The organism is Corynebacterium tapiri (assembly GCF_006334925.1).
GTDB classification, from domain to species: Bacteria; Actinomycetota; Actinomycetes; order Mycobacteriales; family Mycobacteriaceae; genus Corynebacterium; species Corynebacterium tapiri.
In genome coordinates, this window is the sequence record NZ_VDHJ01000010.1 from 104589 (window position 1) to 126933 (window position 22345).

A 22345-nucleotide genomic window follows, 5' to 3' on the forward strand; every position below is an offset into this window, starting at 1 on the left:
TCTCCAGACACGACCGGGGTACAGTTTCGATCGTAGCGAGCTCGGGTTGACGAGTTGGCTACTTTTCATAGTGACATCGATGACCACACGCCGAGAGGTGAAGAGAGCATGGACAACGCAACTGATGAGGCCACCACAACGTCGGTAAGCCCTGACCATGTTCTCTCCGTTGCCGTGACCATGTTCTCCGAGAGCGGGTACAAAAACACCAAGCTCGAGGCGATCGCCAAGGCATCGGGAATGACCAAGCGCATGATTCACTACCACTTCGGCGACAAGCGTGGGCTCTATGCGCGCGCGGTGACGGCAGCGATTGAACGCCTCCACGTCCCGGAGCAGGACTTGGACTTTGAGTCAACGGTTCCGGTGGATGGGGTTCGTTCGCTTATCGACGCCCTGTTCAACACCTTTGAAGCGCACCCCGAGTCGGTGCGCCTGCTGCTGTGGGAAAGCCTGGCTGGCCCGACTCGCGCCACGGAGCAACTACCGTTCAGCGACGAGTCCAACATGACCCTGTACCTGGACCGCCTGCTCCTGCTCGGGCAGGAGGCTGGAGCCTTCCGGCCCGGTATCTCCGCGCTCGACGTGTACAGCATTTTCACGTCGCTGATGTTCTACCGCATCTCCAACAGCAAGCTCATCGTCAACCTGTATGGCATTGACCTGCAGGATGAGGCGAACACGGTGGGAATGCGTCGCCTGATTACCGACGCCGTGCTGTCCTTCCTGACGTCGAACATGGCCAATACGGGAGAGACGAGCTACATCACCCGCCCGGCAGGCAATAGCGAATCCGCCGACGCCAGCGATTCTCTCTACGGCGACGGCGGATCGAACTTGAGCGATTCCGTCATTTTTATTGACGAATAAGGCTTAGAGCCTTTGCGGCCCTAGGCCGTTTTCTCGTCGACGTCCTCATCCATCACCAAGCGCGGTGACTGCTCTCCACGCACGGCCTCCTTGGTGACCACGACCTCGCGCAGGTTCTCCTGATCCGGCACATCGAACATGACGGGGACCAAAATGTCTTCCATGATTGCGCGCAGTCCGCGCGCACCTGTCCCCCGGTCAAGGGCCTTCTCCGCGATGGCCTCGAGCGCGTCGGGCTCAAAGCGCAGATGCGCGTCATCCATGGCAAACAGCCGCTCGTACTGCTTGACCAGGGAATTCTTTGGCTCGGTGAGCACGCGAACCAGCGAGTCCTTGTCCAGATCTTCCACCGTCGCCACGACGGGGAGTCGCCCGATGAACTCGGGGATGAGACCAAACTTCACCAGGTCCTCAGGCATGACCTTGCTGAAGAGATCGTGCTCCTGGCGATCAGCCGCTGCGTCCAGCTCCGCGCCGAACCCCAGGCCCTTCTTGCCCACACGCTCCCCGACGACCTTTTCCAATCCAGCGAAAGCCCCGGCCACGATAAAGAGCACGTTGGAGGTATCCAGCTGGATGAATTCCTGGTTTGGGTGCTTGCGCCCGCCCTGCGGAGGGATGGAGGCAACAGTGCCCTCCAAGATCTTCAGCAGTGCCTGCTGCACGCCCTCGCCCGAGACATCGCGCGTGATGGAGGGGTTGTCGGCTTTCCGGGAAATCTTATCGACCTCATCCACGTAGATGATGCCGCGCTGCGCCCGCTCGACGTCGAAGTCAGCCGCCTGCAGCAGCTTGAGCAGGATGTTCTCCACATCCTCGCCCACGTACCCCGCCTCGGTCAGGCTGGTGGCATCCGCGATGGCGAAGGGCACGTCGAGCATGCGCGCCAGAGTTTGCGCCAAGTAGGTCTTGCCAGAACCGGTCGGGCCCAGCATCAGGATGTTCGACTTGGCAATCTCCACGTCCTCGTCGGACTTCTTGCGCCTGCCTGCAACGGACTCCGCCCGCACGCGCTTGTAGTGGTTGTACACCGCCACCGAGAGCGTGCGCTTGGCGGCCGTCTGCCCAATGACGTACTGGTCGAGGAAGGCGGAGATCTCGGAGGGGCGGGGCAGCTTCTTTTCCCCACCTGCGGATTCGGTGGTGGGCTGGCCGAGCTCCTCTTCGATGATCTCGTTACACAGCTCGATGCACTCGTCGCAGATGTACACGCCGCCACCGGCGATCAACTTCTTCACCTGCTTCTGGCTCTTTCCACAGAAGGAGCACTTCAACAGCTCGGCGCTTTCTTGCATGTGTGCCATGTGGAGGTGTGTTACTCGCTTCCCAATTGGTGGCCTCTAGGAGTAGATCGCCCCCACTTTAGTACTTGCGCAGGCTCAGGTTAAGGGCGGCTCGCTCATGCCCCTTTGCCCTGCTCGAAACGCCAGGCCCTAGGCGGGAAGCTCAACCGCGAAAGGGGCCTGCGTCACCTTGCGCACCGACTCCTCAGTCTCTCCTTCGGCCAGATCAATCAAGGTCAACCCCTGCGTGGGATCGACCCGGAAGACGGCGTGATCGGTCACGATGAGATCCACGCACTTTGCTCCGGTCAGCGGCAACGTGCAGGCCTCCAAGACCTTCGAGTCACCATTCTTGGTGGTGTGGCTCATCATGAGGATGATCTGCTTGGCTCCGTGCACCAGGTCCATGGCTCCGCCCATGCCCTTGACCATTTTTCCGGGGATCATCCAGTTGGCCAGGTCGCCGTATTGCGAGACCTCCATGGCCCCCAGAACCGCAACGTCGACAGCACGGGAGCGGATCATGCCAAAGGATGCGGAAGAGGAGAAAAACGAGGCGCCATCAGCCGCTGTGATCGTTTCCTTACCGGCGTTGATCATCTCTGGGTCCAGCTCATCTTCCGTGGGGTAGCGCCCGACCCCGAGGATGCCGTTCTCGGAGTGGAGAATCACCTCCTTGTCGGCTGGCAGGTACCCGGGGATAAGCGTCGGCATACCGATTCCCAGGTTGACATATTGGCCGTCGACAAGCTCCTGCGCGACGCGTTGAGCCATCTGCTGCTTGGTCCAGGTCATGCTAAGCCTCCTGCTCGGTAAGGGTACGGTTTTCGATCCCGGTTTCCTGCTCACCTACGACCACGATGCGATCGACGTAGATCCCGGGGACGTGGACATCGTCGGGGTCGATTGCGTCGACAAGGTGCTCGACCTGAGCAATGGTCACGCGCCCGCTCATGGCTACGTCCGGGTTGAAGTTGCGGGCCGTCTTGCGGAAAACGAGGTTGCCATAGCGATCCGCCTTGTGCGCATGGACCAGCGCAAAATCGGCTTGGATTGCCTCCTCTAACACGAAGAGCTCGCCGCCAAACTCGCGCGTCTCCTTCGGGCGGGAGAACTCCGCGACGCTGCCGTCAGAGTTGTAGCGAGCGGGTAGGCCGCCTTCGGAGAGCTGGGTGCCCACCCCGGCCTTGGTGTAGAAGGCAGGGATCCCTGCTCCCCCGGCGCGTAAACGCTCTGCCAGGGTGCCCTGCGGAGTGAACTCGACGGTCAGCTCTCCGGCCAGGTATTGGCGGGCGTATTCCTTGTTGGACCCGATGTAGGAACCGATGGAGCGAGCGATGCGCTTGTCTTCCAGCAGCAAACCTAGGCCGAAGCCGTCTGTTCCCAGGTTGTTGGAGATGACGGTGAGCTCGCTGGCTCCTTGCTTGCGAAGAGCGTCGATAAGCCGAGCCGGGATACCGACGAGCCCAAAGCCGCCGACTGCAATGGAGGCGCCATCGGGGATATCGGAAACGGCTGCCGTGGGGGAATCAATCGTTTTGTCCAGCATGCTGCCCCAACATAGCCGTTGACCACTCTGCGCACAAGGGTTCACAATGCGAACACTTTCGGCTAGGGTGCGTTGTATCGCTTAGACCCCATCGACGCGAAGGAGGCTCGTTTTGGGCGCTCAACCTGAAGCCCCGGGCGCTACGGGACCCTCTGCAGAGGCGCACCCCAGCGTGCAATCCCTCGTCCGAGGCTTGAACGTCATCCGTTCTTTTAATGCACGTCACCCGCGCCAAAGCCTGGCGCAGGTCGCCGACCGCACCGACCTTGCCCGCGCGACTGCCCGGCGCTTCCTGCTCACCCTGGTCAATGAGGGTTACGCCGATACCGACGGGTCGGAGTTTTGGCTCACACCGCGGGTTCTAGAGCTGGGGTATTCCTACATGTCGGGACTCGGCCTGCCTTCGATTGCACAACCGCGCTTGGAACAGCTCTCCCGGCAAGTCGGCGAGTCGGCCTCGATGTCAGTGCTCGACGAGGACGAGATTGTCTATGTCAACCGCGTTCCCGTTCGCCGCATCATGACGGTGTCCATCACCATTGGCACGCGCTTTCCCGCGCTGACCACGTCGATGGGCCGTGTCCTCCTGGCTTTCCACGATGCCGCACGCATCTCGCAGCTCTTAAAGGATGCCGAGCTCACTCCCCTAACCCCGCACACAAAGACCACGCCTCAGGCCCTGCGCGCCGAACTCGAACAGGTACGCAGCCAGGGTTTTTCCATCGTGGATCAAGAACTCGAGGCCGGCCTGCGCTCGGTGGCAGCTCCGGTGTACTCCCCTACCGGAGAGGTCATCGCGGCCATCAACGTCTCCACCCAGTCGTCCCAGTACGACCTCACTGAGCTGCACGACCGCATTCTCACCCCGCTCCTGCAGACCGCGCGCGACATCAGCGCCGATCTCTCCGCCGCCCAGTTGCACTAAAGAAAAGGACCTCAACACCCATGAACACGCCGCACACCCCAAACGACGTTGTCATCTGCCAGCCCCTGCGCACCCCAGTGGGCCGCTACGGAGGAGTTTTCCGCGAGATCCCCGTGCAGGAACTAGCAAGCACCGTGGTCAAGGCCGTGGTGGAGCGCTCCGGCATTTCACCGTCAGAGATCGACGACCTCATCCTCGGCCAGGCCGCTCCTAGCGGTGCTGCTCCCGCACTCGGCCGAATCGTCGCCCTGGATTCCGGGCTGGGCGATGCTGTCCCCGGAATGCAACTCGATCGCCGTTGCGGTTCCGGACTGCAAGCGATTGCCACCGCAGCTGCTCACATCCAATCCGGGGCCGCCGAGCTCATCATCGCTGGTGGCGCAGAATCTATGTCTCAGACCGAATACACCGTGGACGCAGACGTGCGATGGGGCAAGAAGGGCGGCAACATGGTGTTTCGCGATCGCCTCCAGCAGGCGCGCGAGACCGCAGGCGGAAAGAACCACCCGATTCCCGGAGGCATGATCGAGACGGCAGAAAACCTTCGCGAGCACTACGGCCTCGGCCGCGCAGAACAAGACGCACTCGCCGCTGAGTCGCATCGGCGCGCCGTTGCTGCACAAGAGAACGGGCTTTTCGACGCCGAAATCGTCCCGGTCACAGTTCCCCAGCGCAAAGGTGACGCCTTGATAGTTACCCAGGATGAGCACCCGCGGCCAGGAACCACAGTGGACAAGCTGGCCAAGCTCAAACCAGTCATGAAGGTCGACGGGGCCACCGTCACTGCCGGCAATGCCTCCGGCCAGAACGACGGAGCGGCCGCCATGATCGTCACCACCAGGGCGAAGGCACAGAAACTGGGACTGCGCCCGATTGCTAGCCTGCGCGGCTGGGCCCTGGCGGGAGTTGCGCCGGAGACGATGGGGATTGGGCCGGTCAAGGCCGTCGAAAAGCTCTTTTCTCGCCTGGGCATGTCATTCGAGGACATCGACCTCATCGAGTTGAACGAGGCTTTCGCCGCCCAGGCCCTTGCTTGCCTGCAGGAATGGGGTATTTCTGCGGAGGATGAGCGGCTGAACGTTACCGGTTCCGGAATCTCCATGGGGCATCCGGTGGGTGCCACTGGAGCGCGCATGGTGGTCACCGCAGCTCATGCGCTCGCACGTTCTGCCGATAAGTCCACGGCCTTGGTCACCATGTGCATCGGCGGCGGACAAGGCCTTGCTGCTGTGATTGCAAAGGAGGATTAAATGCTGTTGCACTCTGTCTCTTATGGCGATGGCGATGTCCCCGTCGTTTTCCTCGGCTCCATCGCTTCCACGACCGACATGTGGCTGCCTCAGCTCGATGCGCTGAGTGGCACCCGACGCGTTATCGCGCTCGACCACCGCGGGCATGGGAATTCTCCCGACCCTGCGCATACACCCGGTCAGACAACGTTTGAGGACCTCGTTGCTGACGTCCACGAAACCCTCGATGACCTGGGGGTTGGGGACTACGACGTGGTTGGCTTATCCCTCGGAGGGGCTTTAGCGCAGCATCTGGCTGCCACGGATCCCCGGGTCCGCCGAGCCGCGTTCCTGTGCACCGCCACCAGTTTTGGCGGCGAGAAGAAGTGGCGTGACCGCGCGGAGCTCACCCGCACGCAGGGAATGACCCCCATGGTGGATGCAGTGGTCGGACTGTGGGTGAGCACGGAGTTCTCGCAGACTCACCCAGCGACGACCGACTTCTACCGCCGCATGGTCGCCTCCACCCGAGGCTCCGGCTACGCCGAATGTGCGGAAGGGCTGGCCCGTTTTGATTCCACTCCGTTGCTGGGTGAGATCACCTGCCCCGTGCTGACGATTGCCGGTGATCAGGACGAGTCCACACCCCCGGCGGCGCTGGAGCAGATTGCCCGAGGCGTAGGCGGAGATTCACAGCAGGTCGTTGTCCAAGGCGGTCACGTGCCCACAGTGGAATCGGCTGACGCCGTGAATTCTGCCTTGAAGGAGTTCCTGACCAATTAGCTGAGTTGCGCGGTAAAGATTACCCCTTCACTGCGGGTATCCAGCTAGGGTTACTGAGGTCAATAACGAGATGACCACCGCAAATGATCACATTATTGCTATTTTTTCGGCGGTGGCCCTAGTACAAGGAGACGCCCCTCATGCCGAGCGCCTCAACTCTTAATGCCCGCGAACAACGACGCGTCGTCGCCGGCACCACCATCGGTACCGCCATTGAGTGGTACGACTACTTCCTTTATGCTGCCGTGGCCGGGCTGGTGTTCAAGCAGGTCATGTTCAGCCCCGAGATGTCACCTGGGCTGGCCACCATCGTCAGCTTTGCCTCGGTAGGCATCTCCTTCCTCTTCCGCCCCCTCGGCGCCTTTCTGGCCGGTTACTGCGCTGACCGATTCGGGCGCCGCGCAGTCCTGGTTGCCACGCTGCTCACCATGGGCATCGCCACGGTGATCATCGGCGTCCTGCCTACCTACGCCACCGCCGGCGCCGCTGCCCCGATCATGCTGATCATCCTGCGCATCCTGCAGGGAATTTCGGCTGGTGGAGAGTGGGGCGCGGCCGCGCTGCTCTCCGTCGAGCACGCCCCCGCCGGCAAGCGAGGCCTCTACGGTTCCGGCCCGCAGTTGGGCGCTCCTTTGGGCCTGCTGCTCTCCTCCGTGGTGTTGGCTCTGGTTAGCGCATTCACCACCGAAGAGACCTTTATGAGCTACGGGTGGCGCATCCCCTTCCTGCTGTCTGCAGTCTTGATCGTGGTCGGATTGTTCATCCGCCACAGCGTGGAGGAGTCTCCGGTCTACTCCACGATGGTCGAGCGCCCGGACACGGCTCCGGCAACCAACCCCATGGGCACCCTGTTGCGGCGGTTCCCCCTGGTGGTGCTCATCGCCTCGCTCGTGCTCGCGGCCAACACGGCTTCCGGCTATATGACCACCGGCGGCTTCATCCAGTCCTACGCTACGTCGAGCGCCGGGCTGGATCGAGGCGTGGTGTTGAGCGCTGTCGCCGCCTCCGCAGTGGGCTGGTCACTGTCCACCGTGGCTGCGGGCGTCATCTCGGACCGCATTGGACGCAAGAACACCTTCATCGTCGGGTTCATCGTCCAGCTCTTGGGCAACCTCGCCCTGTTCCCGCTCGTCAACACGGGCAACGCTGCGGCTTTCACTGCGGGACTCGTCATCATGTCTTTGGGCATCGGCCTGACCTACGGGCAGATCGCGGCCTACTACGCGGAGCTCTATCCCGCGCCCGTGCGCGCCAGCGGCGCTTCGATCACCTACGCACTGGCCTCGATCTTGGGCGGCGCCTTTGCCCCGACCATCGCTGCAGCGCTTACCCAATCCACGGGCGGAACCGCTGCAGTGACGGCGTACTTGGTGGCGATGACACTGATCGGCCTCGTGGCCACGCTGTGCCTGCGTGATCGCACCAACGTGGATCTGAGCCCCGACGCGGCTCAGGATCGTTCCATCCTTGCCTGGCACCACTAGGGCCAATCTCCTAGCCGTCGGGCTTGAATCAAATTGACCAAGCCCAACGCATTACACCCCTAAAGTGGTGAACTACTGCAGCGCAGAGAGCCCTCACCGGCTGCAGGGCATTGTACTGTCCGCTTCTCTGCGCTGCCGTCACGTATTTGTGGTGCTGCTTGAGCTCGCAGGGACCCGAACACGTGAAAGGTTCACCAAGGTATTCACCGTGGATATCCGCCGATTAATAGATACGACTCGCATGTCCGCGTACCAGTGGCTCATCATCGCCCTAGCCTGCTTTGTTAACGCCCTCGACGGCTACGACCTCGTCGCTATGGCGTTTACCTCCACCGCAGTGAGCGCAGAGCTTGGCCTTTCCGGCTCGCAGCTGGGCTGGCTATTTTCCTCGGCCCTGATTGGTATTGGTCTCGGCTCGATTTTCCTCGCCCCGCTTGCCGATCAGTTCGGGCGCAAGCAGCTCATCGTGGCCTCCTTGATCATCAATCTCGTGGGGCTCTCCCTAACCGTCGCGACGCCAAGCTTCTCCCTCCTGTTGCTGTTTCGCATCATCACCGGGATCGGTGTGGGCGGGATCCTCGCCTGCGTGACGGTTCTCACCAGCGAATTCTCCAACCTTCGCTACCGTGGACTGGCCATGAGCATCTACGCCTCCGGATACGGTCTGGGAGCCACTCTGTGTGGTGTGCTGTCCGCGCAGCTCATCCCCACGCAAGGGTGGCGCTCAATCTTTGTCGTAGGTGCGGCACTGACGCTCCTAGCGCTCGTTCTCACCCTGGCCATCATTCCGGAATCTCCGGAGACTTTGGCCAAGCGAGGTCAGCACGACCGCCTGACTCGACTTGTCCACCGCCTAGGCAAGGGTGAGGAACTTGCGGGCAGAACCCCCACCGTCCGCAGTCTCGCCGAGCAACCACGCGCCCGAGCCCGCGACGTGCTGCATTCCGATTTTGCGCGCGTCACCCTCGCGCTGTGGGCCGCATTCGGACTAATCACATTTGGGTTTAACTACGCGAACCAGTGGACTCCCAAGTTATTAACCGAGGCTGGTCTATCCGCGCAGCAAGGCATCGTCGGCGGCATCATGCTGTCCTTCGGTGGCACGCTCGGCTCCCTTTTGTACGGTGCGCTAACGACGCGTTTCGACGCCCGTCGCACCCTGATCACGTTCAGCCTCGGTTCGGCAGCCGTTCTGGTGGCCTTCATTTCCTCCACCCACATTCCACCGCTCATGCTCGCTCTCGGGGTTGCTGTGGGAATGCTTCTCAACGGCTGCATTACCGGGATGTACACGATCACGCCGCAGGCTTACCCCTTTGCGCTGCGCGCTACCGGCGTGGGCACAGCGATCGGCATTTCCCGGGTGGGTGCGGTGCTCGGGCCGCTGATCGTGGGATACCTGGTGGACGCAGGTTGGAACCCGCAGTCGCTGTATGTCGGAGCCGGCGTGGTTATGCTGGCCGCTGCGGCTGCGGTATGTGTGGCGCGCGCACCGCGGTAACCTCGGTTCGCGCATACGCTGCCACCGGACGAGAATTCAGCAGGGCATGTAACGCTTCGGCGTCGGGGGCGTCGATAAGCGCAAACTCGATGTTCGCCCCCACCGCATGCGTGAGCGTCCACCCCGCCGTATAGGCGCGGTCGCGTTCGAGCAGATCGGCGCGTACTTCCGGGTCAAGCGGCGGAAGGTCGACCTCGGTGCGGATGTGGAAGAACACTATTTCTCCTGCAAAACGTGAGCGAGTCGAGCAAGCTCGGCACGCAAACGGTCCCCGGAGTGCGTGCCTAGGCCCAGGACGATACCGGCGCGATTCGCCGACGACCAATACTGTCCCAGCCCTTGCACCCCAAAACCGTGCTTCCGTGCGCTATCGACGGCGCGTTGTTCCTCCGTGACATCAACGACGGCATGCAAACCCCCATCCATGGGGATTCCCTGTGGGAACAGTTCGTAAAAGACGGCGCGTCGACGCCCGTACTCTCGCCGCATACGGGCGGTGTGCCGACGCAACCCGTCCTCCCGAATGAAATGTGTGAGGGCATCCTGCACGATCCCGCTGACCGGGAGCAGGCGCTGACTGGCGCGCTGGAGCACGCTGGACGGGAGAATAAGATAGCCCACCCCCAAAGCGGGCGAGAGCGTCTTAGCAAACGATCCGATCATGGCCACCTGGCCGGAGGGATCGAGTGCCACCAGAGCAGGATGTGCTTTGCGCAGCTCGGAGTCGTAATCATCCTCTACGATGACGGCACCGGAGCGACGCGCCCAGCTCACCAGCTCAAATCGTCGGCGCGCGGACATCTGCTTACCCGTGGGGTACTGGTGATTGGGCGCAACCAAGACAATCGCCGGGTTCAGGCGCTCTAGCTCCTCGACGATGATCCCCTGGTCATCAACAGGGACGGGGAGGACCTCCCTCCCCAGTGCTGCCGGAACGGCATGCAACGTGGGAAACCCGGGATCCTCCGCCGCGACCGGACCAGGGATGCATCCCAACAACAGGGATAGTCCATCACGCGCGCCTGAAGTGATCAGAACTTCCGCGGGATCAACCTCTACCGACCGGGTCTGGCGAAGGTGCTGGGCGACGGCCTGGCGCAGCGCGAGTGACCCCGGCGCGGGGTAGCTCATGGGCTCAGCGGCTGCCCGCCGAAAAGCCGCGCGCCACAAAGTGGACGTGACCGCCTGGGCATCGGGGACTCCGGGAGTCAGGCTGAGCACGCGAGAGGGGGTTTCGGCAGGCTGCGCGGGCAGGTGCACGGATTTTGGGTGCAGGCTTTGCAGGTCAGGGTTGACCCGCGTGCCGGTAGGCGTGCTCTCGAGGTAGCCCTCTCCCACCAACTGCTCGTAGGCAGCGACCACGCTTCCGCGCGAGCACCCCCACTGGGAGGCAAGCACTCGGGTGGATTCCACGCGTTCACCCGGGGCTAACGTGCCCCGGGTGATACGTTCGCGCAGCTGGGTCGCGATTTCAGAGGGAATGGTCATCGTGGTGTCCGGCAGGAGGAATCAGCGAGAGTGTTCACCTCACTGTAGACGCCTCCGTGAACCGAACTGCTAGACGACCGCCGCCTCGCTCTCCTTCTTCTGCACCTCCGCGTACTTGCTTGCCTCTCGCTGCGCGGACTTGGGGCCCAGGATGGCTGCGAGCAGGGAGATGGCGATCAGCGCGGAGTAGAGCAGCTGCACCGGCAGGATGTTGTGACCGTCGGCTCCTACCAGGCGCACCGCGATCAGCGGCATGGAGCTGGAGATGAGGGAGCCTGCCATCTGGTAACCGAAGGAGATGCCGGTGAAGCGGACCTCGGGCGGGAAGAGGGTGGAGAGGTAACCGGATAGCGTGGCGTAATACAGCGAGTGGCCAAGGTAGGACAAGAGGATACCGATCACGATCATCATGGGATCCTGCGTGGCGATGAATCCCATCAGCGGGAAGGGTGCCACCACCAGGTAAATCGCCGTCCAGGCGATGTGTGCCTTGGCCACGCCGATTCGGTCAGCAATCAAGGCCGCGGTAGGAGTGAGGATCAGCTGGATCACCGCGCCGAACAACAGGGCGTTGAGGAAGAGCTGCTTGTCGATGTGAAGAGTGTTCGTTGCCCAGGCAAGAGCGAAGGTGCTGCGGAAGTACACACCCGAAACGGCGAAGCTAGCAAGGAACACCAGCAGGCTGGTCACCGGGAAGTGGCGCAGGACCTCGACCAATGGAGCCTTGCGCTTGGTCTTTGCAGCTCGCTTCTTTGCCTGCACGAACTCCGGATTTTCCTCAAGCTTGTTCCGGATGATGTAACCGACGAAGACGAGCACGGCAGACAGCAGGAACGGCACACGCCATCCCCAAGTGTACAAGACGTCGGAGTTACTCAGCGGCAGGAACACCAACGTGGACATGATGGTTCCCAGGGGTGCGCCGGCCTGAGACATCGAGGCTGCCAGCACCTTACGGTGCAAGGGCGCAGACTCGGAGGCAACCAGGACCGCGCCACCCCACTCGCCGCCCACGGAAAGACCCTGGATACAGCGCAGAATCAACAGGATGATCGGCGCCGCAATGCCGATGGTGTGGTAGGTCGGCAACAGGCCGATCGCCATTGTGGAGCCACCCATCATCACCAGCGTGATCATCAGCGAGGTATTGCGGCTGACGCGGTCTCCGATGTACCCGAAGAGGATGGCGCCGATCGGACGCAAGAGGAAGCCGATGGCAAAGGTGGCGAGCGACGAGGCGATCTTGACCGCCTCGTTGTCCCCGGGGAAGAACAGGTCTCCGAGAACGAGCGCGGCCGCCGTTCCGTAGATAAAGAAGTCGTACCACTCGATTGCTGAACCGGCTAGCGCGCCAAAGGCTGCGCGCCGGGCTTGTTTGGAGTCATTCCCCCGCACTGGTGCACCACTCGTCATTGGACGTCCCTTTCTCGTTCACCGGTCTCCTGGTTGAGAACCGGAACTCGATCCGTGCTTGGGTAGCATGCTACCCAGATAGTGAAGTGGGCCACAACTCGTTTGCAAAAGTATTTCAGGACATTTTTTGGAGCCTCGACCGACTCCCATGCACTGGTACAAAACTTCTTTATCTTTTTGGACTTTTTTTAGTCCACCTCGCTCGGCTTAAATCGAACCTCATGACTGAAACTTCTCAACCCACCCACGGTTCCCCTCTGGTCAAGCGCGGCCTGGCAGACATGCTCAAGGGCGGTGTGATCATGGACGTGGTCACCGCCGAGCAGGCCAAGATCGCCGAGGATGCTGGCGCTGTCGCGGTCATGGCTCTCGAGCGCGTCCCCGCAGACATCCGCGCCCAGGGCGGCGTGGCACGCATGTCCGACCCCGATCTCATCGACGGAATCATCGACGCCGTATCCATCCCGGTCATGGCCAAGGCCCGCATCGGCCACTTTGTGGAGGCCCAGATTCTGCAGGAGCTCGGCGTCGACTACATCGACGAGTCCGAGGTTCTCTCCCCCGCCGATTACGTCAACCACATCAACAAGCAGCCTTTCACGGTGCCGTTTGTCTGTGGTGCCACCAACCTGGGCGAGGCACTGCGTCGCATCGCCGAGGGCGCCGCCATGATCCGTTCGAAGGGTGAGGCCGGAACGGGCGATGTCTCCGAGGCAACCAAGCACATTCGCACGATCACCAGCGAGATTCGCGCTCTGTCAGCTCTGACCGACGACGAACTGTACGTGCGCGCCAAGGAGCTGCAGGCTCCCTATGACCTCGTCCGCGAAGTGGCTCGCGAGGGTCGCCTCCCCGTGGTGATGTTCACCGCTGGTGGCGTGGCCACCCCGGCCGATGCCGCCATGATGATGCAGCTGGGGGCTGATGGAGTCTTCGTCGGGTCCGGCATCTTCAAGTCTGGCGACCCTGCAGCCCGCGCCCGCGCTATCGTCCTCGCCACCGCGCAATACGACGACCCAGCGGCCATCGCGAAGGCCTCGCGTGGACTCGGCGAAGCTATGGTCGGTATCAACGTTGCCGACCTGCCCGCCCCTCACCGGTTGGCCGAGCGCGGATGGTAGTCGGCGTACTCGCCCTCCAAGGCGGCGTCGCCGAGCACCTCGACGTCCTCGAGTCACTGGGGTGTAGCACTCGTCGCGTCCGCCGGCCCGACGACTTTGTTGGCCTGGATGCTCTTGTACTCCCGGGAGGCGAATCCACTACCCTCTTGTCGCTTCTCGACGCCCTGGAGATGCGCGATCACCTCGCATCCGCATGCCAAACCATTCCGGTGCTGGGAACGTGTGCCGGTCTAATTCTGCTGTCTCGCTTGGGCGCTCTCGACGTTGATGTTGAGCGCAATGCCTTCGGCCGCCAAGTCGATAGTGCAGAGGCAACGTTGGACTGGGGTGAGGCGAAGGTGAAGGCCGCCTTTATACGCGCGCCCGCGGTGAGTCGCGTTGGCGAGGGTGTGCGTGTGATGTCCGAATTCGCGGGCCGCGTGGTGGGGGTGAAATCGGGGCGCCTCATCGGCGCGTCTTTTCACCCCGAACTCTGTGGCGATCCCACACTGCACCGGGAGCTGCTGGAGCTGGTGTAGCGCGGGTTCATCTCGCTCTTAACCGTCGAAGCTCGACCGGGGCGCTCCGATGCCTGGGTCGATCTTCTGGGGTTCGCCTGCACCCGGACGGATATCGATGCTGAAAACGTCCGTCGGCAGGTACACCGTGGCGCAAGCGTTGGGGATGTCCACCACTCCGGAGAAGCGACCCTCGATCGGAGCGGCGCCCAGCAGCAGGTAGGCCTGCTCCGGAGACCACCCAAAGGTGGTCAGGTACTCAATCGCATGCAGGCAAGCTCGTTGGTAGGCCAGCTGCGAGTCCAGGTAGCGCTGCTCACCGTCCAAGGTGACGGACGTGCCAGAAAACGCCAGCCACTGGCTGTGCTGTGGTTCAACGTTTCCAGGCATGAAGATGGCGTTCTCCTTCACGCCGTACTTCTCCATTCCTCCAGGAATGATGTCGACGTGGAGGTCGATAAAACCACCCATCTCGATTCCGCCACAGAAGGTGATCTCGCCGTCGCCCTGGGAAAAGTGCAGGTCGCCGACGGAGAAGTTCGCACCGTCCACGAACACTGGGTAAAACACGCGCGTTCCCTTGGACAGGTTCTTGATGTCCTGGTTGCCGCCGTTCTCACGCGGAGGAGCCGTGCGAGCACCCTCGCGAGCAATGCGCTCAAACTCCTCGCCTTCCAGGCTTCCCAGGATCGCTCCCTGCGGCTCCGGTGGCAGCGCCAATGGAGGTACACGGTCGGGGTCGGTGGCGATCAGCGCCGCTTCACGCTGGTTCCAAGTTTTAAGCAGCTGCGGGGAGGGTGCGGTACCCATCAGGCCGGGGTGGATAATGCCGGTGAATTCCACTCCGGGGATGTGCCTCGACGTGGCCTTTTGACCATTGAAATCCCATACCGCCTTGTAGGCGTCCGGGAACTGATCGGTGAGGAAGCTGCCGCCATTCTTCTTGGCGAAGATGCCGGTATATCCCCATCCCTGACCAGCGAGCGGCCCCTCTTCCTGCGGAATCGGGCCCACGTCCAAGATGTCAACGATGAGCAGGTCACCCGGCTTAGCCCCCTCCACGGCAAAGGGGCCCGAGAGAGTATGCACCGTGTTGAGTGGGGCATCTCGGATGTCGTCAGCGCTGTCGTCATTCTTGATCGCACCGTCGAACCATTCTCGACAATCGACGCGGAATGATTCACCGGGCTTGACCGTGTACACCGGAGGGATATCAGGGTGCCAACGGTTATGGCCGACCTTGTCATGGTCTGCAAAACGCGTGGATGAGTCGAGAGGAAAAACATTCTGGGGCATGAGAGCTCTCCTTCGAAGCGCCGCTAGGGCTTGGGTAGGTGGGAATGCAGCGGATTACGAGAAACAGGCGTGGGCCGCGCATTTCCAGCGCGCGGAATGGAGTTGACCACCGCCGGCTCATGCGCGGAGCGTGCCGCGTTGTCCATGGCCGCACTGATTCCGGGCTGGGAGGGAAGACTCCCAATGACGCTGACAACACGCTGCGCCCGCGAGCCGCAGTCCGGACAGTCGATTTCACGCTCGGCCGCCGACATCGACATCAGTCGCTCGTTGCGGTGACCATCCGGACACGCGAATTCATAAAAAGGCATGGCCTCACTCCGTTTAACCTGATGCATTCCAGAACCGTGTCACACACACTGCAGGCCAGTGACGTGCAACACAATTCCGACCCTATTCCTCAGAAGTTTCGAATTCCATACCTTTTAAAAAGGTCACCTCAAACCCTTGTCTCACACCCGGGACTCATCCCCCACATCGGTCCATTAGCTCTACAAACGCTACTTCCGTGTAAAGAAGTCGATTTTGTCCCAATCTGGAGTAAGACCAGTTCCCGGCCCCTGCGGAACCAGAACTTTTCCGCCCTGATAACGAATCTCTTCTTGAACATAATTTTCTTTTAGAAGCAGCGGGCCAAACAATTCAGTTCCAAAAGTCACCGCGGGAGTTGAGGCGGCAAAATGTAGCGAAGCCGCAGTACCGAAGGGCCCTTCAAGGGACGTCGCCCCATGGCAGGCCAGCCCCCCGGCCTCGGCAATGGCAGCGGTCTTCTTGGACTCAAGCAACCCACCCAACTTGGTGGTCTTGATCGCAATGACGTCCGCCGCCTGCGCCCGCACCACTCGCAACGCGTCCGCCGGAGAGCATACGGATTCATCAGCCATCACCGGCACCCCGACGCGAGCGGTCAGCTCGCGCAAAGTCTCCACGTCATCGGCGGGAGTGGGCTGCTCGAACAGCTCAACCCCGGCATCTCGCAGTTTTGGCAGATAGCGCAGCGCGGTGAGGCGGTCCCAGCGAGCGTTGACATCAATGCGATAGGACAAATCGTCATCTGTGTTCGCGATTAGTTCGGCGATTCGCACGCTATCCACGGCCGGGTCACCCGAACCCATCTTGAGCTTGAATGCTCGAGTTCCCATCGCTTCTCGACGCTCATTGACCTCCGCAATTGCCTCATCCAGGGGCAACACCCCCAGGGCCCACACGCAGTCAAGCTCGTTACGGAACTGGCCTCCGAGCAGGTGGGCCAGCGGCACATCGAGGGCGCGAGCCCAGGCGTCGAAAAGCGCAATCTCGAGCGCCGCCTTGGCAAAGCGCATGTTGGCGACGGACCGGTTCCAATCCTGTGCGATACCGGCCAGCTCGGTTACATCTCTGCCGAGGGTGGCCTGAGAAAGCTCGCCATCGACCATGACCTTCATAGTCTCGGCGTTCTCTCCTCCCCACCAGGCACCACCGGGGACGACGCCCTCTCCGAACCCAACGACACCACCGGCCAGGTGCACGCTCACCAGCAAGATGGGCTGCGCAGTGGCGGTGTAGGTGGCAAAGCCGTGGGGTCGAATAAGGGGAACGTCGAGGATGCGCGTCTCTATGCGGTCAATTGTCAGGTCGGACATGTGGGGATCTCCTTGAGGTTTGCAAGTGCGAAAGACCCCGCGGCCGCTGGCCAGAAAGTGGCCGGAGCGATAGCGGGGTGCTGGTGCGATCAACCGTGCACGTAGTGGGTTTAGTCTTCCTTGTCCAGGGCGAAGCTGTAGTTCACGGTGTTATTTCCGTTGTCATCCTGCTGCGGATCGAGGATCAGCTCTGGCTTGACCGCGGTTGCGACGTCGTTGTCCACCCAATCTCCACCACGGAAGTACAGCTGTGTGGTGATCTCGCGGTATCCCGGGTGCTTCACACGCAGGTGAAGGTGAGCGGGTCGCCAGGGGTGGCCTTCATAGGATGCGATGAACCAGCCGGTCGGGCCGTCGGTCGGGATCTGGTAGGGCGCCGGCTGCAGCGTCTTGATGCTGTACTCGCCGTTTTCATTGGTGACGATGGTTCCACGCAGGTTCCACTCAGGGATTCCCGGCGCGAACTGCGAGTAGTAGCCATCCTCATCCGCGTGCCACAGCTCAACGGTGGCCCCTCCGAGCCCATTGCCGTCGACGTCGGTGACCTGACCAGAGAAGATGAGCGGGGTGGCTTCGCGGTCCTTGTCCCGCATGGGCATTTCGGCGTTCCACTCCAGCTTGGGGGAATTTTCCACGTAGTAAGGGCCTTCGATGGACCCCTTCGTACCGGTGTAGCCCTTACGCTCGTAGTTCACCTTCTCAATCTCATGCTCTACAAACACGTCCAGCCACAATGGCCACTCGCCGTACTCTCCCACCTGAATGAGCCAGTTCTTGAGCACGCGGTACTCGTCGTAGGTCACCTGGTGCTTGTGAGCGATATCCTCGATGGCCTTAAACACGTCTTGGTAGATGGCAAATGCGCGCTCCGGTGAAGTGTCCGACTTCACCGCTTCGTGCTTGAACTTGTCGGTGGCGGCGTTTCCAGAGCCCTTTGCGCTCGGGTCGCCCTGCTCGGCAGAAAGATTGTGGAAAGTCATGGCCGTCTCCTCGGTGGCTATGTGGGGTCCAGCGGTGATTGACTTCGCTGGCTTATCTGGATTGTGTTCCAGGACACCCAACAATTTCAAGGACTCCCCAGGGTGCAGCCAGGGCCCCTCGCCGCGCACTTTCCGCCAATGTTTATGTTTGCCCTGTTCAGAGTGTTGTACCGATCAAAAATTCACAAAAACGACAATCGCCCCCTGGGCAAATCCTAGTGCTATCCCCAGGGCAAAACACCCTCAAATCCCCTACCCCCACAGGCATCGCAGAACACCCCGACCCCACAGATCGATCTTTTATCGCAGGTCAACGAGCATTTTTCCTTCAACTCCAGAAAAAGGAACGACTCTACCACGCAGTGGACATCGAACCCCTAATCACTCCTAGGCAGTTCCCTAGTGCGATACCGGCGCCCCCACGGCACCATGGCAACCATCCCTCACAAAACGTGAGAGGCGTCACCTTTATGCCCCAGGGCGGCGAGGAGCACATGCCTAGTTGTGTCCTCCTTAGCATCACACCCGAGCGAAACCGAAGGACGTGAATTTTCCATGACCAGCCCGACCGCCGATACTCGCGAGATCCTCGCCCGCGCTTTGGAAAACGACCCTGACTCAGGCGTGGTGCGCCTCAACCGCGAGATCTTCACCGACGAAGAGCTCTTTGAGCTGGAGATGAAGTACATCTTCGAGGGCAACTGGATTTTCTTGGCCCACGAGTCGCAGATCCCTAACAACGGCGACTACTTCACCACCAACATCGGCCGCCAACCAGTGGTGATCACCCGCTCGCGCGACGGTGAGCTCAACTGCCTCATCAACGCCTGCTCTCACCGTGGCGCCATGTTGTGTCGCAAGAAAGTGGACAACCGCACTACGCTCACGTGCCCATTCCACGGTTGGGTGTTCTCTAATGACGGCACCTTCCTCAAGGCCAAAGACGAGGCCAATGGTGCCTACCCGCAGAACTTCAACACCGAAGGTTCCCACAACCTGCGTCGCGTACCCAAGTTTGGGAACTACCGCGGTTTCCTCTTCGGTTCGCTCAACGACGACGTCGAGCCCCTCGAGGACTTCCTCGGAGATACCCGGGTGATCCTGGATATGCTCATCGACCAGTCGCCGGAGGGTCTCGAGGTGCTCAAAGGAACCTCTACCTACACCTTCGATGGCAACTGGAAGCTGCAGGCCGAGAACGGCGCCGATGGTTACCACGTCACCTCCGTGCATTGGAACTACGCCGCAACGACCTCGCGTCGCGGAACTGGCGAGTCAAAGAACGAGACCAAGGCCATGGACGCGGGGTCCTGGGGTGAAAAGCAAGGCGGATACTTCTCCTACCCAAACGGCCACCTCTTGTTGTGGCAGGAATGGGGCAACCCCCAGGACCGCCCGGTATATGACCGCCTCGACGAGCTCAAGGAGCTGCACGGCGAAGAGCGGGCCAACTTCATGGTCGGGGTTTCGCGCAACCTGTGCCTCTACCCCAACGTCTACGTGATGGATCAGTTCTCTACGCAGATCCGCCGCCTGGAACCGAAGTCCGTGGACAAGACCGAGGTGACCATCTATTGCATTGCACCCAAGGGCGAGTCTGCGGAGAACCGAGCCAACCGAATCCGCCAATACGAGGATTTCTTCAATGCCACCGGCATGGCTACCCCAGATGACCTGGAGGAGTTCCGCGCCTGCCAAAAGACCTACCAGGCCACATCCTTTGCTTGGAACGATATGACCCGTGGCCTGGGCCACCAGGTCGAGGGCCCGAGTGAGCGCGCACAAGCCCTGGGCATGAACGAAGTGTTGTCCTCTGGTGCTCGCACCGAGGACGAGGGCCTCTACCCCATTCAGCACACCTACTGGGAAAGCGTGATCGAGGCCGCCCTGGACGCCGAGGACGCCGACCTGGCCGCAGGCACCGACAAAAACCAGCGCAACGAGGCCGCCGCGGCCAAAGCCACCCAGGAATTTGCACGCCGCAAGGCCGCAGCACGGGCGGAACAGAGTGGATCCGATCAAGCAGCGGGCACTGGAGAGGTCGGCGCGAATGGCCGCCGTCGCCGCCGCCGTCGCAAAGCCTAAGAAAACCCTTCCCGTCCCCTCTGACCCAAGGAGCTCACATCATGACTGCGATCACCCGCGACGAAATCCTGGACTTTTTGTACAAGGAAAATAGGCTTCTCGACGACCGCCAGTTCGAGGAATGGCTCGACTGCTACCGCGAAGACGCCGAGTATTGGATGCCTGCCTGGGACGTAGACGATTCTCTGACGCAGGACCCGCACAATGAGATCTCACTGATCTACTACCCCAATCGAGCGGGCCTCGAGGACCGAGTGTTTCGCATCCGCACCGAGCGTTCCTCCGCAACGTCTATCCCGGATCCCCGTACAGGGCACAACTTAACCAACTTGGAGATTCTGCGACGACGCGAAAACGAAGTAGACGTCCGATACAACTGGATCAATTACTACTTCCGCTACAACATCACCGACCACTACTTTGGCACCACCTGGGTCACGCTCGATGTCAGTGGAGATGAGCCGAAGATCGCCAAGAAGAAGATCGTGCTGAAGAACGACTACATCCACCACGTCGTGGACATCTATCAGCTCTAAGTTCCTAGTTCGCGACCACACCCTAAGGAGGAACCGCGATGGCTCAGCCGCAGGTTGCCCTCACTTTTGAAGACGGGATCACCCGCTTCATTTCCATCGAGGAAGATCAAACCATCATCGATGCTGCCTACAAGGCACGCATCAATATCCCCTTCGACTGCCGCGACGGTGCCTGCGGCACGTGTAAAGCGTTCTGCGAGTCTGGTGAGTACGACGAAGGCGACTACATCGACGAGGCCATGACTGAGGATGAAGCCGAGGAAGGTTACATCCTGTGCTGTCAGACCTACCCGGTCGATGACATGGTCGTGCAGGTACCCATCACCTCGGCAGCTGCCAAGACTGGGGCATCGACGCTCATCGGAACCATCGTCGAACTCAACCGCCTGTCCGAGTCGACCGTGAAATTCGCCGTCAAGCTCGAAGAGCGCGAGAAGCTCGATTACCTGCCGGGCCAGTACATGAACATCGCCCCGCCGAATGCGGACTTTCACCGCTCGTATTCCTTCTCCTCCGGGCCATCAGATGACGTGGTCACGTTCCTGGTCAAGTACACCCCCGGCGGCAAGATGACCACCTATCTGACCGAGCGCGCACAGGTAGGCGACACACTCAACCTCACCGGACCAATGGGGTCGTTCTTCCTCCGTGAGCCATCCAAGCCCATTCTGCTGCTGGCCGGTGGTACCGGCCTGGCCCCCATCCTGGCGATCTTGGAGCGCCTGGCAGAGCTGCCTGAGTTTACCCAGCCCGTGCGCCTGATCTACGGCGCGACTTACAACCACGACATCGTGGAGATAGACAAACTCAACTCCTTCCAGGAAAAGTTGGCAGATTTTGAGTGGTTCAGCGTGCTCTCCGCTAAAGACGAGGAACATGAGCGGAAGGGATATGTCACCGACCACATCGACGTCCAGAAGCACCTGCATGACGGCGACGCCGATGTGTACCTTTGCGGTCCGCCGCCCATGGTGGAAGCTGTTCGGACGCATCTGAATCAACTGGATACCCCGCCCGCCAACTTCTACTACGAAAAATTCACGCCACAGGGCGGTAATGAAGGTAACGAGCGCAAGGTTGCCCCCACCGCCGAAACCACCGAGGCCGAGGGGTCCTTCCCACCCGGCCCCACGGTCAGCCGCGAGGTCACGGACACTGCTCGTCAGCTATCCGTGGTTGATGAGCAGGTGGAATCCGGCGAGATCCATACCGCTGTCAGCGCAGCGCAAGCTACCTTCGAGGCACTGAGCGCGCTCGAGGTCGGCGCTGCTGCCCTGGTGATTAACCTTCTGGATGAAGAGGATTTCACCGAAATGACCACACTGGCTCAGGAGACAAATAAGCATCTCAGTGGCAACGAATTGACTGATGCCGCATCCTATATCGCCGCTAATACGCGGTTCCACGAGTTCCTCTTCCGGCGCAGCGGAAATGAAGCCATGCTGCGGGCCTTCCAAGAGCTCAACACCGCCAAGGTGATGTCTGCTGACCTCAAGGACGGATCAGCGGTAGCCGACGGCATCGCAACCGATCACCTCGGATTCATTGAGGCGCTGCGCAACAAGGATCTGGTGGCGGTACGTGAGGTGGTAAACCGCCACACGGAAAAGGCTGTTGCGGCAATGACCTCGGCAATCGCCGATGACTCGGCCCAATCTCCGGCGAAGGAGGAGTAATGGCAGC

21 protein-coding genes are annotated in these 22345 nt (G+C 61.2%); 11 read left to right on the plus strand and 10 right to left on the minus strand.

What is annotated here, in order from left to right; translation table 11 throughout:
* The first annotated feature begins 108 nt into the window (after window positions 1-108).
* A complete protein-coding gene (locus FHE74_RS08130) occupies window positions 109-870 on the plus strand; it encodes a TetR/AcrR family transcriptional regulator (protein ID WP_139466009.1) in 762 nt (253 codons plus the stop codon).
* Between the two features lie 20 nt (window positions 871-890).
* Here the strand turns inward: FHE74_RS08130 and clpX are convergent, their stop codons facing one another.
* The 3 genes from clpX to FHE74_RS08145 all read right to left on the minus strand — a co-directional run bounded on the left by clpX (window position 891) and on the right by FHE74_RS08145 (window position 3702).
* Entirely contained in the window at window positions 891-2174 is a 1284-nt protein-coding gene (clpX, locus tag FHE74_RS08135; protein WP_139466010.1) for an ATP-dependent Clp protease ATP-binding subunit ClpX, read from the minus strand.
* Window positions 2175-2303: 129 nt separating this feature from the next.
* Window positions 2304-2948 carry a 3-oxoacid CoA-transferase subunit B gene (locus FHE74_RS08140; protein WP_139466011.1) on the minus strand — a complete coding sequence of 215 codons (645 nt, stop codon included), beginning with the start codon at window positions 2946-2948 and terminating at the stop codon, window positions 2304-2306.
* A 1-nt stretch (window position 2949) separates the two neighbouring features.
* The gene (locus FHE74_RS08145; protein ID WP_139466012.1) at window positions 2950-3702 is read right to left on the minus strand and encodes a CoA transferase subunit A; all 753 of its coding nucleotides are present in this window, start codon (window positions 3700-3702) and stop codon (window positions 2950-2952) included.
* Between the two features lie 172 nt (window positions 3703-3874).
* Here FHE74_RS08145 and FHE74_RS08150 point away from each other — a divergent pair, with 172 nt between their 5' ends.
* From FHE74_RS08150 to FHE74_RS08170, 5 genes are all read left to right on the plus strand, one after another.
* The gene (locus FHE74_RS08150) at window positions 3875-4627 is read left to right on the plus strand and encodes an IclR family transcriptional regulator domain-containing protein (RefSeq protein ID WP_139466013.1); all 753 of its coding nucleotides are present in this window, start codon (window positions 3875-3877) and stop codon (window positions 4625-4627) included.
* Between the two features lie 20 nt (window positions 4628-4647).
* Window positions 4648-5877, plus strand: coding sequence for an acetyl-CoA C-acetyltransferase (locus FHE74_RS08155; protein WP_139466014.1), 1230 nt, complete (start codon window positions 4648-4650; stop codon window positions 5875-5877).
* On the plus strand, window positions 5878-6639 hold the full coding sequence (locus tag FHE74_RS08160; RefSeq protein WP_139466015.1) for an alpha/beta fold hydrolase: 762 nt from the start codon (window positions 5878-5880) through the stop codon (window positions 6637-6639).
* A 140-nt stretch (window positions 6640-6779) separates the two neighbouring features.
* Window positions 6780-8123 carry an MFS transporter gene (locus FHE74_RS08165; protein ID WP_139466016.1) on the plus strand — a complete coding sequence of 448 codons (1344 nt, stop codon included), beginning with the start codon at window positions 6780-6782 and terminating at the stop codon, window positions 8121-8123.
* Window positions 8124-8364: 241 nt separating this feature from the next.
* On the plus strand, window positions 8365-9624 hold the full coding sequence (locus FHE74_RS08170; RefSeq protein ID WP_246049237.1) for an MFS transporter: 1260 nt from the start codon (window positions 8365-8367) through the stop codon (window positions 9622-9624).
* Here FHE74_RS08170 and FHE74_RS08175 read toward each other — a convergent pair.
* The 3 genes from FHE74_RS08175 to FHE74_RS08185 form a co-directional block, all read right to left on the minus strand.
* Entirely contained in the window at window positions 9575-9841 is a 267-nt protein-coding gene (locus tag FHE74_RS08175; protein WP_139466018.1) for a muconolactone Delta-isomerase family protein, read from the minus strand. The genes FHE74_RS08170 and FHE74_RS08175 overlap by 50 nt on opposite strands.
* Window positions 9841-11112, minus strand: a complete 1272-nt coding sequence (pdxR, locus tag FHE74_RS08180) for a MocR-like pyridoxine biosynthesis transcription factor PdxR (protein ID WP_139466019.1) — start codon at window positions 11110-11112, stop codon at window positions 9841-9843. Before pdxR ends, FHE74_RS08175 begins: the two co-directional genes overlap by 1 nt.
* 69 nt (window positions 11113-11181) lie before the next feature.
* On the minus strand, window positions 11182-12525 hold the full coding sequence (locus FHE74_RS08185) for an MFS transporter (protein WP_139466020.1): 1344 nt from the start codon (window positions 12523-12525) through the stop codon (window positions 11182-11184).
* 221 nt (window positions 12526-12746) lie between these two features.
* Here FHE74_RS08185 and pdxS point away from each other — a divergent pair, with 221 nt between their 5' ends.
* Both pdxS and pdxT read left to right on the plus strand, forming a co-directional pair.
* Window positions 12747-13646: a pyridoxal 5'-phosphate synthase lyase subunit PdxS gene (gene pdxS / locus FHE74_RS08190; protein WP_139466021.1), complete on the plus strand. Its 900-nt coding sequence runs from the start codon at window positions 12747-12749 to the stop codon at window positions 13644-13646.
* Window positions 13640-14164 (plus strand): pyridoxal 5'-phosphate synthase glutaminase subunit PdxT, encoded by a 525-nt coding sequence (gene pdxT, locus FHE74_RS08195; protein ID WP_139466022.1) that lies wholly within the window; start codon window positions 13640-13642, stop codon window positions 14162-14164. Before pdxS ends, pdxT begins: the two co-directional genes overlap by 7 nt.
* 18 nt (window positions 14165-14182) lie before the next feature.
* On the opposite strand, the gene fmdA is transcribed toward pdxT, so the two are convergent.
* From fmdA to catA, 4 genes are all read right to left on the minus strand, one after another.
* Window positions 14183-15439 carry a formamidase gene (fmdA, locus tag FHE74_RS08200; RefSeq protein WP_139466023.1) on the minus strand — a complete coding sequence of 419 codons (1257 nt, stop codon included), beginning with the start codon at window positions 15437-15439 and terminating at the stop codon, window positions 14183-14185.
* A 23-nt stretch (window positions 15440-15462) separates the two neighbouring features.
* Entirely contained in the window at window positions 15463-15750 is a 288-nt protein-coding gene (locus FHE74_RS08205) for an FmdB family zinc ribbon protein (RefSeq protein WP_180339720.1), read from the minus strand.
* A gap of 189 nt (window positions 15751-15939) precedes the next feature.
* Window positions 15940-17061, minus strand: a complete 1122-nt coding sequence (locus tag FHE74_RS08210; RefSeq protein ID WP_139466025.1) for a muconate/chloromuconate family cycloisomerase — start codon at window positions 17059-17061, stop codon at window positions 15940-15942.
* A 110-nt stretch (window positions 17062-17171) separates the two neighbouring features.
* Window positions 17172-18041 (minus strand): catechol 1,2-dioxygenase, encoded by an 870-nt coding sequence (gene catA, locus FHE74_RS08215; RefSeq protein ID WP_139466026.1) that lies wholly within the window; start codon window positions 18039-18041, stop codon window positions 17172-17174.
* Between the two features lie 555 nt (window positions 18042-18596).
* Here catA and benA point away from each other — a divergent pair.
* The 3 genes from benA to benC are packed head-to-tail and all read left to right on the plus strand — an operon-like array spanning window position 18597 to window position 22338.
* Entirely contained in the window at window positions 18597-20126 is a 1530-nt protein-coding gene (benA, locus tag FHE74_RS08220; RefSeq protein WP_139466027.1) for a benzoate 1,2-dioxygenase large subunit, read from the plus strand.
* A gap of 41 nt (window positions 20127-20167) precedes the next feature.
* Window positions 20168-20662 (plus strand): benzoate 1,2-dioxygenase small subunit, encoded by a 495-nt coding sequence (benB, locus tag FHE74_RS08225; protein ID WP_139466028.1) that lies wholly within the window; start codon window positions 20168-20170, stop codon window positions 20660-20662.
* 38 nt (window positions 20663-20700) lie between these two features.
* Window positions 20701-22338, plus strand: coding sequence for a benzoate 1,2-dioxygenase electron transfer component BenC (gene benC, locus FHE74_RS08230; RefSeq protein ID WP_139466029.1), 1638 nt, complete (start codon window positions 20701-20703; stop codon window positions 22336-22338).
* The last annotated feature ends 7 nt before the right edge of the window (window positions 22339-22345 follow it).